This is a genomic window from Rhizobium sp. RU35A (genome assembly GCF_900156005.1).
Classification (GTDB): domain Bacteria; phylum Pseudomonadota; class Alphaproteobacteria; order Rhizobiales; family Rhizobiaceae; genus Neorhizobium; species Neorhizobium straminoryzae.
In genome coordinates, this window is the sequence record NZ_FTMR01000001.1 from 286,943 (window position 1) to 299,439 (window position 12,497).

At 63.6% G+C, this 12,497-nt stretch carries 9 protein-coding genes; 7 read left to right on the top strand and 2 right to left on the bottom strand.

The window, feature by feature from the left end; all coding sequences use genetic code 11:
- Window positions 1-89 precede the first annotated feature (89 nt).
- Together F3H95_RS01585 and F3H95_RS01590 are read left to right on the top strand one after the other, a co-directional pair.
- Entirely contained in the window at window positions 90-1,442 is a 1,353-nt protein-coding gene (locus tag F3H95_RS01585; protein WP_149744699.1) for an efflux RND transporter periplasmic adaptor subunit, read from the top strand.
- Complete coding sequence (locus tag F3H95_RS01590; RefSeq protein ID WP_149744700.1) at window positions 1,439-4,570, top strand: efflux RND transporter permease subunit; 3,132 nt, start codon at window positions 1,439-1,441, stop codon at window positions 4,568-4,570. Before F3H95_RS01585 ends, F3H95_RS01590 begins: the two co-directional genes overlap by 4 nt.
- 89 nt (window positions 4,571-4,659) lie before the next feature.
- On the opposite strand, the gene F3H95_RS01595 is transcribed toward F3H95_RS01590, so the two are convergent.
- Window positions 4,660-5,682 carry an alginate lyase family protein gene (locus F3H95_RS01595; protein ID WP_149744701.1) on the bottom strand — a complete coding sequence of 341 codons (1,023 nt, stop codon included), beginning with the start codon at window positions 5,680-5,682 and terminating at the stop codon, window positions 4,660-4,662.
- A gap of 188 nt (window positions 5,683-5,870) precedes the next feature.
- Here F3H95_RS01595 and F3H95_RS01600 point away from each other — a divergent pair, with 188 nt between their 5' ends.
- From F3H95_RS01600 to F3H95_RS27020, 4 genes are all read left to right on the top strand, one after another.
- Window positions 5,871-7,166, top strand: a complete 1,296-nt coding sequence (locus F3H95_RS01600; protein WP_149744702.1) for an Hsp70 family protein — start codon at window positions 5,871-5,873, stop codon at window positions 7,164-7,166.
- Between the two features lie 55 nt (window positions 7,167-7,221).
- Window positions 7,222-8,097 carry a uracil-DNA glycosylase gene (locus F3H95_RS01605; protein WP_149744703.1) on the top strand — a complete coding sequence of 292 codons (876 nt, stop codon included), beginning with the start codon at window positions 7,222-7,224 and terminating at the stop codon, window positions 8,095-8,097.
- Between the two features lie 150 nt (window positions 8,098-8,247).
- Window positions 8,248-8,439, top strand: coding sequence for a hypothetical protein (locus F3H95_RS01610; protein WP_143126489.1), 192 nt, complete (start codon window positions 8,248-8,250; stop codon window positions 8,437-8,439).
- 21 nt (window positions 8,440-8,460) lie between these two features.
- Window positions 8,461-8,604 (top strand): hypothetical protein, encoded by a 144-nt coding sequence (locus F3H95_RS27020; RefSeq protein WP_185969894.1) that lies wholly within the window; start codon window positions 8,461-8,463, stop codon window positions 8,602-8,604.
- Between the two features lie 24 nt (window positions 8,605-8,628).
- Here the strand turns inward: F3H95_RS27020 and F3H95_RS01615 are convergent, their stop codons facing one another.
- Window positions 8,629-9,567, bottom strand: coding sequence for a DMT family transporter (locus F3H95_RS01615; protein WP_143126490.1), 939 nt, complete (start codon window positions 9,565-9,567; stop codon window positions 8,629-8,631).
- 267 nt (window positions 9,568-9,834) lie between these two features.
- Between F3H95_RS01615 and pepN the strand changes: the two genes are divergently transcribed.
- Window positions 9,835-12,483 carry an aminopeptidase N gene (gene pepN, locus F3H95_RS01620; RefSeq protein ID WP_149744704.1) on the top strand — a complete coding sequence of 883 codons (2,649 nt, stop codon included), beginning with the start codon at window positions 9,835-9,837 and terminating at the stop codon, window positions 12,481-12,483.
- Window positions 12,484-12,497: the final 14 nt, after the last annotated feature.

Below are 12,497 nucleotides of genomic sequence, written 5' to 3' on the forward strand. Positions count from 1 at the left end.
GCAAGCCTTGGGCGTTTCTTGGTCGCATCGCCATATTGCATCGCAGCAATGGGCGGTTTCCTTTCACTCGACGCTTTCAGGCCCCGCTCATGAAAAAGCTCTGGACCTCTCTCGGCATCATCGCCATCGGCGTCGGTGGCGCCTGGTATTACCGGGATGCCCTCCCCGCCGCACTGCAAATTCCAAGCCTGCGTCAGCTTGCCGCCGCCGCAGGCCTCAGTGAAACCGTGCCGACCAAGGCCGAAGGAGAAGGTCAGCATCGCGCTGCCTCCGCGGAAGACGGTGCCGGGTCCGGTCAGCGCCGCCAGGGTCAGGGTCAGGGCGGTGCACAGCAGGCCGGCGCCCAAGGCCAGGGCGGACAGGGTGGCCAGGGGCGCCGCAATGGCGGCCCCATGACCGTCCGCACCGTGGCCGCCGCCACGGGCACCCTTGCACTTGACGTGCCGGCCAACGGTTTTGCGGAAGCTGCAGACACAACCACCATTGCCGCACTGCAGCAGGGACTGGTGATCTCCATCGCCGCCAAGGATGGCCAGGAGGTGAAGTCCGGGGATCTGATCGCCAAGCTGGATGATCGGACAGCGCTTGCCACCGTCAACAAGGACAAGGCCAACATTGCCAGCGACGAGGCCACGCTGGCCGAAGCGATTGCCGCCTTCCAGCGTGCCGAAAGCCTGATGAAACAGAACGCGCAGTCGCAGCAGAGCTACGAGCAGGCCAAGGCCGCGCGCGATACCGCGACGGCCAAGCTGGAGGCCGACAAGGCCACGCTCGCATCCGACCAGGTGACGCTGGAACATACCGACATCCGTGCACCCTATGATGGCCGCCTCGGCGACATCATCGTCAGCCCCGGCGCCTATGTCAGTGCCGGCGCGACGATCGTCACGATCACCCGCTACGATCCCATCTCCGTCGCCTTCCGCCTGCCGCAGCGCTACCTGCCGGACCTGCATCGCGGCCTGACCGATGCGGTGGCCGTTGAAGCCGATCCGGCCGCCACCGGCGGCGTTGCCGATCGCGGCATTCTCTCCTTCTTCGACAATTCGGTCGATGAAAGCTCCGGCACCGTGCTCGCCAAGGCGGAGTTCAAGAACGACAAGGGCACGCTCTGGCCGGGTCAGAACGTCAACGTCACCGTGCACTTCCAGCCGACGGGCCGCTCCATCATCGTGCCGACGGTCGCCGTGCGTCCCGGCGCTGACGGCTCCTTCGTCTATACCGTGGACAATACCGGCCGGCTGCATGCCACGAAGGTCAGCGTCCTTCGCACCAACGGCGACCTCAGCGCCATTGCCTCCGGTCTGACGGAAGGTGATCACGTGGTCGTTGAAGGCCAGGTCCAGCTCGCTGACGGCCAGCGCGTCGTGGAACAGTTCGCCGGCGACAAGCCGATGCCAGTCGCCGATGCAGCCTCTGTCACGGGAGCCGTCACGCCATGATCCCAGCCTTCTGTATCAACAGGCCGGTCGCCACCACGCTTCTGGCGCTTGGCCTCGTCCTGGCCGGTCTGGCGGGCTATCGCCAACTGCCGGTGGCAGCCCTGCCGAAGGTGGATTTCCCGACGATCAACGTCTCGGCAGCCTTGTCCGGCGCATCGCCGGAAACGATGGCGACCTCGGTTTCGACGCCGCTCATCAAGAAGTTCGAGACCATTCCCGGCGTCAGCGAAATCAGCGCCACCAACTCGCTCGGCAACACCTCGATCGTGCTGCAGTTCGACCTGAACCGTAACATCGACGCTGCCGCAGCCGACGTGCAGGCCGCCATCTCGCAGGCAACCCGTCAGTTGCCGAGCAACATGACGACGGCCCCGAGCTACCGCAAGACCAACCCCGCCGACGCGCCGATCCTGCTGCTCACCGTCGGTTCGGACGAACTGCCGCGTTCCAAGGTGGATGAAATCGCCGAAGACGTGATTTCTCCGCTTCTCTCCACCCTCCCCGGCGTCGCCGAAGTCAGCATCTACGGCTCTCAGACCTATGCGGTGCGCGTCGGACTTGATCCGAATGCCCTGCAGGCCCGTGCACTCGGCGTCGATACCGTCACCACGGCCATCGCCAATGCCAACAACCAGACTCCGGTCGGCACGCTGCAGACGGCCGATCAGCGTCTCACCATCGATGCCAAGACCCAGCGCACCAATGCCGATGAATTCCGCACGCTGGTGATCGCCACCAAGAACGGCGCACCGATTCATCTGGGCGACGTGGCCAAGGTGGACGACAGCGTCGAGAACCTCGATGCCGGCAGCTGGTACGACGGCAAGCAGTCGATCATTCTGGCCGTGCAGCGTCAGCCGGATGCCAACACGGTAGACGTGGTGGATTCGATCAAGGCGAAGCTGCCGGCGCTCAAGGCGCAGTTGCCGCCTTCCGTGCATCTCAACGTGATGAACGACGCCTCGACCGCGATCAAGGACGCGATCAAGGACGTGGAATTCACGCTGATGCTGACGATCGGTCTCGTGGTTCTGGTGATCTACCTCTTCACCGGCCACCTGATGGCGACCGTGATCCCCGGCCTTGCCGTTCCCTTGTCGCTGATCGCCACCTTCGGCGCGATGTATGTGATGGGCTACAGCATCGACAACATCTCGCTCCTGGGCCTGACGCTGTCCGTCGGCCTTGTGGTGGACGATGCGATCGTCATGCTGGAAAACATCCTTCGCCTACACGAGGAAGGCCTGCCGATGCGCGAGGCGGCACTGAAGGGCGCCGCCGAAGTCAGCTATACCATCATCTCGATGTCGATCTCGCTGGTGGCCGTCTTCATTCCGATCCTGCTGATGGGCGGCGTTGTCGGTCGTCTGTTCAACGAGTTCGGCATGGTGGTGACGCTTGCGATCCTTGCTTCCGCCATCGTGTCGCTGACGGTGACACCGATGCTCGGTTCGCGCCTGTCCTCCCATTCCTCGCGCCCCCCGTTCATCATCCGCTGGTTCGAGGCCGGTTTCGGCTACACGCTGCGCGGCTATGACCGCTCGGTCTCTTGGTGTCTCAGACATCGCGGCGTGGTGCTGTTGAGCTTCCTCGCCTCGGTCGGCGCCTCGGCCTGGCTGTTCATGACGCTGCCCTCCAGCTTCTTCCCGCAGGAAGACATCGGGCGCCTTTCGATCTCCACCCGTGCCCGCGAGGACATTTCCTACACGGCCATGCGCGATCTGCAGGCACAGGTGGCGCAGATCATCGGCAAGAACCCGGCCGTGGAACACGTCACCTCCATCGTCGGCGGCAATGCGCGCAGCCCCCTCAACAACGGCACGATGTTCGTCGAGCTGAAGGACAAGGAGCATCGCCCGCCACTGTCACAGACGATCGACGAATTGCGCAAGGCGACCGCCAAGGTTGCCGGCATCAAGACCTTCATTACCCCGCAGCAGAGCCTGCGCTTCGGCGGTCGCAGCACGGCCTCGCAGTACCAGCTCGTGATCCAGGCGCTGAACGCCTCGACCACCAATGAGTGGGCCGGCAAGATCCAAGCTGCATTGCTGCGCGACCGGATGTTCACCGACGTGACCTCCGACGCCCAGAACGGGGCGATCGCCGCCGACATCAAGGTGGATACCGACAAGGCAGCCGCCTACGGCATCACCAACGACCAGCTGCGCAAGACGCTGGAAATGGCCTTCGGCGGCTATACCGCAGCCCAGATCCAGTCGACCGGCGACAGCTATGACGTGATTGTCGAGTTCGACCGCTCGAAGCCCTGGGACGACCAGTTCCTGCGCGACATCAACGTTCTGTCGAGCAAGACGAGCACGCTGGTGCCGCTCTCCAACTTCGCCACCGTCGAGCGCAAGCAGTCGCCGGTAACGATCAACCAGACCGGCCAGCTGGTCTCCACCACGGTCTCATTCAACCTGCCGGATGGCGTGGCGCTCAGCCAGGCGACCCAGCGGATCGACGAGATCAAGCGCGACATCGGCATGCCGAGCGACGTCTTCACCTCCTATGGCGGAACGGCGGCGATCTTCCAGCAGAGCCAGGGCAATACCGGCCTGCTGATCCTGGCCGCCGTGCTGACGATCTACGTGGTGCTCGGCGTGCTCTATGAAAGCTTCATCCATCCGCTGACCATCCTGTCCGGTCTTCCGGCAGCGGCATTTGGTGCGCTTCTTGCGCTGAAGGTGATGAACTTCGACCTCTCGGTCATCGCACTCATCGGCCTTCTGATGCTGATCGGCATCGTCAAGAAGAACGCCATCATGATGATCGACGTGGCGGTGGAACTGATGCGCGACAAGGGCGAGGCAACCGCGGTTGCCATTCACGAGGCCTGCGTGCGACGTTTCCGGCCGATCATGATGACCACCTTCTGCGCCATGCTCGGCGCCCTGCCGATTGCAATGGGCTCCGGCGCAAGCTCGGAACTGCGCCAGCCGCTCGGGATTGCGGTGGTCGGTGGCCTCATCGTCTCGCAATTGCTGACGCTGTTCATCACGCCGGTCATCTTCGTCGAGATGGACCGTCTGGGACGCGGCCTGCAGCGGCTGTTCTCGCGCAAGCAGACGCATCATGAAGCCGACAATGACGGCACTGGTGCCGTCACCCCGCTTGCCGCAGAGTAATCCTGCGGGCACTCCTTCGTGCTGCGCAACGCAGCACTTCCAATGTCCCGCCACTCCAATGGCGGGACATTGTCATTTGGGCGGTTCGCTCAGGGTTTTCGGCAGAGGTCCTGACCGTCCAGCCGGTCGGCGATGGAGGCATAGCGGGGATCGAGTTGCGCCGCCATCCGGTAGAGCCGGCCGGAGAGTGCCGGGTCCCACGTCCCCTCGAAGCCCTTGACGCCGGCCTGCCGTCGCTCTGCGTCGAACGTCACCGTGGAATGCACGAATTCCTGATGGGGCTTTTCACCGGCGGCATAGGGCAGCAGCCAGTCGAGTGCGGCGCGCAGATCGCCACCCTGCGGCCCTTTCAGACGGTACCAGTCCATCCCCTCCGTCTTTGCCTCCACCGCCGCCCGCAAAAGCGGCTCGAGGTCATAGACGACATAATGCAGGGCATCGCGCTGGCGAAAATCCACCGTCTCGCCATCAGGCCCGATGTTGCGGGCCAGCTGTGCCACGAACTGGGCCTCGGCTCTGTCGATCATCGCCTTGTCGTGCAGAGCGAAGGCTGAGAGTGCGGCGAGCTTCACCCGATGCGAGGTCCAGTTGTTGATCCAGGAGCCCTTGGAAGGGTCGAGATTGTGCTCAAGCTGCCTGAGATAGCCCTCCCCCAGTTTTCGCAGAAAGGCGGAAACCGCGCTGTGGGTCGCATCATCGAGGTCGGGCTGCAGCAGCGCGTAGGCATCGATCATCGCATCAAGCCCGGTCTCGTCGATGGGATTGAAACTCGGCCTGTAGGTCTTGGCCCAGGCGTCCAGCAGCCGTTCTGCGCGGCTCAGATCCTCCGGCCGGTGTCCGGCGCGGTAAAGCAGCGCCAGCCGGCGCATCAGCGGCCAGTCCTTCTCCGCGGCGATGCTCTCGTCCCGGATGCCCTGATGCGGCAGTGTGCCTTCGGTGTGGACGCGTGGAAGGGCGCGCGGCGCATCCGGCTCCTTCTCCACGGCACGGCGCAGGCTTTTCACCTCGGCGGCATTGAGCTTCTCGCAGGTGAGTGCCAGTCCCTGATCCGGCGCGGCAACCAGAAGGGCAAGAAGCAGACAGAGGGAGTGGCCGGCAAACGGACGGGACATGATCGGCTTCCTCGCATCGCAGGCATGGTGCGCAACAGGCAATACAGCAACGACCGGGGATGCGGGCATCCGCTCCCCCTCGCCGCTCCCTTGTATCGCGGTCAAGCCTGTGCGAAAAGGCCGCTCCTTTCGGCCCAAGAGGCCCTTTCACCGCAACTCTCACGTCAACATTGTGAAGGAAGAGACGCATGTCACGCGCGCTCGGGCTCGATTTCGGCACGACCAATACCGTTCTGGCGCTGGCCGATGCCGGCGCCACCACCACCCATTCGCTGCCCTTCACCAGCAGCGCCGGCACCAGCGACAGCATGCGCACCGCGCTCTCCTTCATGAAGGATGCCGCGCTCGGCGTGCAGGCGCTCAAGGTCGAGGCGGGACAGGCGGCGATCCGCATGTTCATCGACAATCCCGGCGATTGCCGTTTCCTGCAGTCGATCAAGACCTTTGCGGCGAGCGCCGCCTTTCAGGCCACCCTCGTCTTTGCCCGGCGCCAGCAGTTCGAGGATCTGATGGAGGTGTTTCTGCGCCGCCTGAAGGCCTATGCCGGCGAGGCATGGCCCTCCGACATTTCGCGGCTGATGGTCGGACGCCCGGTGCGCTTTGCCGGCGCCAACCCGGATGAGGCGCTGGCGCTGACGCGCTATCAGGCAGCCCTCTCCCGCTTCGGCTTTCCGGAAATCCACTACGTCTACGAGCCGGTGGCGGCTGCCTATTACTTCGCCCAGTCATTGACGCGCGATGCCAATGTGCTGGTGGCGGATTTCGGCGGCGGCACCACCGACTATTCGCTGATCCGCTTCGAACGCCATGCCGGCCAGCTCCGCGCCGTTCCGATCGGCCACTCCGGCGTCGGCATTGCCGGCGACCATTTCGATTACCGGCTGATCGACAATCTCGTCTCGCCCGAAATCGGCAAGGGCAGCCATTTCAAGAGCTTTGGCAAGCTTCTGGATGTGCCCGCCGGTTACTATGCGAATTTCGGCCGCTGGAACCAGCTGTCGATCTTCAAGACCACGCGCGAATTCACGGACCTCCAGTCTCTGGTTCGCTCCGCAACGGAACCGGACAAGCTCGAACTCTTCATCGAACTGATCGAGCATGACGAGGGCTATCCGCTCTACCAGGCAATCTCGGCGACCAAGATGGCCCTGTCACAGACGGAAGAGGCGGAGTTTCATTTCGCCCCGCTCGGCAAGGCCGGCCACAAGACGGTCAAGCGCAGCGATTTCGAGGGCTGGATCGCCGATGATCTCGCCCGCATCGAGGAAGCGCTGGACGAGGTTCTGGTGAAGACCAACACTGCCGCCGACCAGGTCGACAAGGTGTTCCTGACCGGCGGCACCTCCTTCGTGCCGGCCGTGCGCAACATCTTCCGCCGCCGCTTCAGCGAGGACCGCATTGAAAGCGGCGGCGAGCTTCTCTCCATCGCCCATGGTCTGGCGCTGATCGGCGAAAGCGGCGATGTTGAGCAGTGGGCGGCGTGAGGGAAACGTCATCCATTGGCTTTCTCGCGAGGCTCGCTTCCGCTAAGGTCATGGCATGACCTCAGCCGAGCCCCTCTCTCCCGCAGCACTGTCCGCCCTTCTGCATTTCTATGCGGATTGCGGCGTGGACTGGCTGCTGGAGGAGGCGCCGGTTGATCGTATTGCAGAATTTGCCGAGCAGCAGGCGGCGCGCGCCGCGCAACGGCGCGACCGGCCGGCCACCCCGCAGGCGGCGCCCGTCGGCCCGGCTGCCGGCGGACCTGCTGAACGCGCCTCTGCAGGCGCGGCGCCGCGAGGCGCGTCGCCTGCCGCACCCGTCGCCGTACCCGATGCGGATGCGGTAGCAGCCGCCCGTCTTGCGGCAGAGAGTGCTGGAACGCTGGAGGCGTTGAGACAGGCGCTGGAAGGATTTGGCGGCTGCAATCTGAAGAACGGCGCGCGCTCCACCGTGTTTGCCACCGGCAGCGCGGCCTCCGGCATCATGGTGCTCGGCCCCATGCCGTCTGCCGATGACGATCGCGACGGCCTTCCCTTCTGCGGCCGGCAGGGCCAGCTTCTCGATCGCATGCTCTCAGCGATCGGACTGGCGCGCGATACGGTTCTGCTCTCGACCGTGGTGCCCTGGCGTACACCGGGGAACCGTGCCCCCTCCCCGGCAGAGATGGAGATCTGCCGCCCGTTCATCGAAAGGCAGATCCAGCTCGCGGCACCACGCCGACTGCTGCTGCTCGGCAATTTCACGGCACGCTTCTTTCTCGGCGAGGATGGCACCATCTTCAGCCTGCGCGGCACATGGCGGGATATTGCCCTCGGGCCCCTCACCGTCCGCGCGCTCGCCAGCCTCCACCCGCAGGACCTTCTGACCGCACCGGCCAACAAGGCGCTTGCCTGGCAGGATTTGCTGACCTTCCGTCACGGCCTTACCGGCTGAAGCGGGAGGCGAATCGTCGATCTTAAAATTTTATGAAAGCAGCCATGCAACTTGCGCATGGCAGCGACGCGGCGCGACCGGTTGCCCATTTGATGTTGCAGTGCAATATTAGGACATGTCTTGGGAGGAACAGATTTAGGAACCAAGGCTATGACCACGCGTATTCGCCCCATTCACTCCGGCTTCGAGACATTGCGTCTCGCGGGCCTTTCGCCGCGTTCGACGCAAGGCTACCACCGCTTCGGGACAGCCACTCATGAGCAGCTGACAGCCCGCGCCAGCGCCCGCCGTGGCATGCTGACGCGCCCGACGGCGATCTTTGCCGATTTTCGCGAACGCTGAGTCGATTTCCGGGAGATTACCATGAGCCACCCGATCCGCTGTTTCAAGTCGTTGCGTGACACCTTTGCCAGCATAGGCGCTGCCGTGCGCGCCAGCCGCGAACTCACGCTTTCGGCAGGCGCAAGCGAACGCGCCGCACATCCGGCCTCATCGATCCCGCTCTAATACGCCTCTGAGAGGCAGGTGCAGTCACGTCGGCGGCGAGGAAGCCTTCCTCGCCGCTTTGCGTTCCAGCCCCAGCTGGTGTTCACGGTAGATGATAAAGATGCCGGCCAAGACCGTGATGGCGGTGCCGATGAGCATCTGGATGGTCGGCACATCGCCGAACAGGACGTAGGAAATCCCGATACCGAGAATGATCGAGGAATAATCGAAAGGCGCCACCGTCGAGACATCGGCATGCCGGTAGCTTTCTGTGAGAAAGATCTGCCCGAGACCGCCAAAGAAGCCGGAGGAGACCAGGAAGATCTTCTCCTCCAGGGTCAGCGGCACCCAGCCGAACGGCAGACTGACCAGCGACAGGACGGCCGCCGTCAGCGAGAAATAGACGACGATGGTCGAGGTCTTTTCCGTCCGCACCAGCTGGCGCGTCTGCACCATGGCAAGGCCGCCCAGCACCGCCGCCAGCAGCACGGAGGCCGCCCCCATGGCCGGACCGCTGTCGAGCCCGGCATGGCTGAACAGCGAAAGCTTCGGCCAGGAAATGATGAGCACCCCGAAGATGCCGATGGCGACTGCCGTCCAGCGGTAGATGCGCACGGTCTCCTTCAGGATCAGCGCGGCAAAGATCACCGCCATCAGCGGCGAGGCATAGCCAATCGCAATGGCATCCGGCAGCGGCAGATGAATGAGGCCATAAAAGCCACAGGCCATCCCGCCGATGCCGAGAATGCCGCGCTTCAGGTGACCGACCGGACTGTCAGTGCGAAAGGCCGTGTTGAGATCACCGCGGACGGCGAGATAGATCAGGATCGGGACCAGCGCGAAGGCGGAGCGAAAGAAGGTGATCTGACCGGCCGGGATGCCGTCGCCGGCCGACTTGATGCACGTCTGCATTCCCAGAAACACAATGACGGACATCACTTTCATCGCAATCCCCCTTAAGGGATTCTGCGCTTCGGCACTCATTCAATCGCTCACGGCAGACACGACCGCGGCAAACCGGGCCGGAACAGGACTCATACCCCCTCAAACTAACGCAAAGGGAAGAAATGACACATCACGACTTGTGATGGATTCATCAATATGGAAAAATCCGGAACCGCCCCGCTCCAGGCGAGGTCTTTTGACGCGAGTTTTAACAATCGTTCAGGTTTGGATGCAATATTGCAGCCAAAATCGCAACCGTCGAACGACGAACAGACGCCATCCGGCAAGTCCAGACCAGGGAACATCATGCGCACAGATACGGGTCAGATTGTCCATCTGGCAGACTACCGCCCCACTGACTTCATCCTGGAACGCGTCGATCTTACCTTTGAACTGGATCCGACAGCAACGCGCCTTGAGGCAAGGCTGATCTTTCATCGCCGCGACGGCGCCGATCCGAAGGCACCCCTTGTGCTTGATGGCGACGAGTTGACGTTGGCGGAACTGCGTCTCGACCAGAACGAACTGCCGCCCGCGCAATTCGACGTGACGCCGGACAGTCTTGTCATCCGCGACCTGCCGGAAGCAGCACCCTTTGAAGTGACCGTCATCACCATCATCAATCCGGAAGCCAATGGCCAGTTGATGGGGCTTTATCGCACCAACGGTGTCTACTGCACCCAGTGCGAGGCGGAAGGTTTCCGCCGCATCACCTATTTTCCGGATCGGCCGGACGTGCTGGCGCCCTATACGGTGACCATCATCGCCGACAAGGCGACCAATCCGGTGCTGCTGTCCAACGGCAATTTTCTTGGCGGCGGCAATTACGACGAAGGCCGTCACTTCGCCGCCTGGTTCGATCCTTTCCCGAAGCCAAGCTACCTCTTCGCCCTTGTCGCCGGCGATCTCGGCATCGTCGAGGATACGTTCACGACCATGTCCGGCCGCGAGGTCGCGCTGAAAATCTATGTCGAACATGGCAAGGAACCGCGCGCGGCCTATGCCATGGACGCCCTGAAGCGCTCCATGCGCTGGGACGAGGAGCGATTCGGCCGCGAATACGATCTCGATATCTTCATGATCGTCGCGGTCTCCGATTTCAACATGGGGGCCATGGAGAACAAGGGCCTCAACGTCTTCAACGACAAATACGTGCTGGCCGATCCCGAGACGGCCACCGACCAGGACTATGCCAATATCGAGGCGATCATCGCCCACGAATACTTCCACAACTGGACCGGCAACCGCATCACCTGCCGCGACTGGTTCCAGCTGTGCCTTAAGGAAGGCCTGACCGTCTATCGCGACCACGAGTTTTCCGCCGACCAGCGCTCACGCGCCGTCAAGCGCATCGCCGAGGTCCGCCACCTGAAGTCCGAGCAGTTTCCGGAGGATGCCGGCCCGCTCGCGCATCCGGTGCGCCCGACCACCTATCGCGAGATCAACAACTTCTACACGACGACCGTCTACGAGAAGGGCTCGGAAGTCACCCGCATGATCGCGACCATTCTCGGTCGCGACCGGTTCAAGCAGGGCATGGATCTCTACTTCGAACGCCATGACGGCGACGCTGCCACCGTGGAGGATTTCGTTGCCTGCTTCGCAGAGGTCAGTGGCCGCGATCTGACGCAGTTCTCGCGCTGGTACCATCAGGCCGGAACGCCGATGGTCACCGCCTCGGCAGAGTACGACGCCGCCAGCCGAAGCTTTGTGCTGACACTGGAACAGAACGTACCGCCGACACCCGGCCAGAGCGTCAAGGAGCCGATGCATATTCCGCTCTCCTTCGCCCTCATCCTCGACAATGGCTCGATCGGCGAACCCTCGAGCATCACCGGTGGTGAAGTGACGGACGACGTCCTGCATCTGACCGAGCGTCACCAGACCTTCACCTTCTCCGGCATCGGCGCGCGGCCGGTGCTGTCGCTGAACCGGGGCTTCTCGGCGCCGATCAACCTCGACTTCCGCCAGACACCGGCGGACCTCGCCCACATCGCACGCCACGACAGCGATCTCTTCGCCCGCTGGCAGGCGCTGACCGATCTCGCCTTGCCGAACCTCCTGCAGGCGGCCCGCGACGCGCGCGACGGCAAGGAGATCAGCTGCGATCCGGCCTTTCTCACGGCCCTGCTGGAGGTTGCCGGTGACGGAAACCTGGAACCCGCCTTCCGCGCGCAGGCGCTCGCCCTTCCGAGTGAGGCGGACATTGCCCGGGAACTCGGCGGCAACAACGATCCGGACGCCATCCATGCCGGCCGTCAGGCAATCCTCGCCCACCTTGCCCGCGAAGGGGCTGCCACCTTCGAGGCCCTGTTTGCCAGCATGCGCACGGAAGGCGCCTTCACGCCGGATGCCGCCAGTGCCGGTCGGCGGGCGCTTCGCAACAGCGCCCTCTCCTACCTCTCCTATCTCGATGGCGGGGTTGCGCGTGCGGCAGACGCCTTTGCCAGCGCCGACAACATGACGGACATGACACAGGCACTGACGGTGCTGGCCCACCGTTTCCCCGGCGAGGCCGCCACCGCCAATGCGCTCGGCGCCTTCCTGAAGCGTTTTGATGACAATCCGCTGGTGCTGGACAAGTGGTTCTCGATCCAGGCAACCATTCCAGGTGTTGCCACGCTGGCACGCGTGCGCGCCCTCATGGAAGACCCGCATTTCGTCGCCACCAATCCGAACCGCGTGCGCGCCCTGATCGGCACCTTCGCCTTTGCCAATCCGACCGGCTTCAACCGCAAGGATGGCGAGGGCTACCGCTTCCTGGCCAGGCAGATCCTGGCGATCGACCCGCGCAATCCGCAGCTTGCCGCGCGCATCCTGACCTCCATGCGCTCCTGGCGGTCGCTGGAACCGGCCCGCGCCGAGCATGCCCGCACCGCGCTGGGCGAGATCTCGGCCGCTGCCAGCCTCTCCACCGACGTTCGCGACATCGTCGAGCGGATGATCCAGGACTGAGTGATTGGCGGGAC

Bases quoted from the DNA above. Each gene is read 5' to 3' on its own strand.
- F3H95_RS01585 (WP_149744699.1), top strand. From the start codon at position 90: ATGAAAAAGCTCTGGACCTCTCTCGGCATCATCGCCATCGGCGTCGGT.
- F3H95_RS01590 (WP_149744700.1), top strand. From the start codon at position 1,439: ATGATCCCAGCCTTCTGTATCAACAGGCCGGTCGCCACCACGCTTCTG.
- F3H95_RS01595 (WP_149744701.1), bottom strand. From the start codon at position 5,682: ATGTCCCGTCCGTTTGCCGGCCACTCCCTCTGTCTGCTTCTTGCCCTT.
- F3H95_RS01600 (WP_149744702.1), top strand. From the start codon at position 5,871: ATGTCACGCGCGCTCGGGCTCGATTTCGGCACGACCAATACCGTTCTG.
- F3H95_RS01605 (WP_149744703.1), top strand. From the start codon at position 7,222: ATGACCTCAGCCGAGCCCCTCTCTCCCGCAGCACTGTCCGCCCTTCTG.
- F3H95_RS01610 (WP_143126489.1), top strand. From the start codon at position 8,248: ATGACCACGCGTATTCGCCCCATTCACTCCGGCTTCGAGACATTGCGT.
- F3H95_RS27020 (WP_185969894.1), top strand. From the start codon at position 8,461: ATGAGCCACCCGATCCGCTGTTTCAAGTCGTTGCGTGACACCTTTGCC.
- F3H95_RS01615 (WP_143126490.1), bottom strand. From the start codon at position 9,567: ATGAGTGCCGAAGCGCAGAATCCCTTAAGGGGGATTGCGATGAAAGTG.
- pepN (WP_149744704.1), top strand. From the start codon at position 9,835: ATGCGCACAGATACGGGTCAGATTGTCCATCTGGCAGACTACCGCCCC.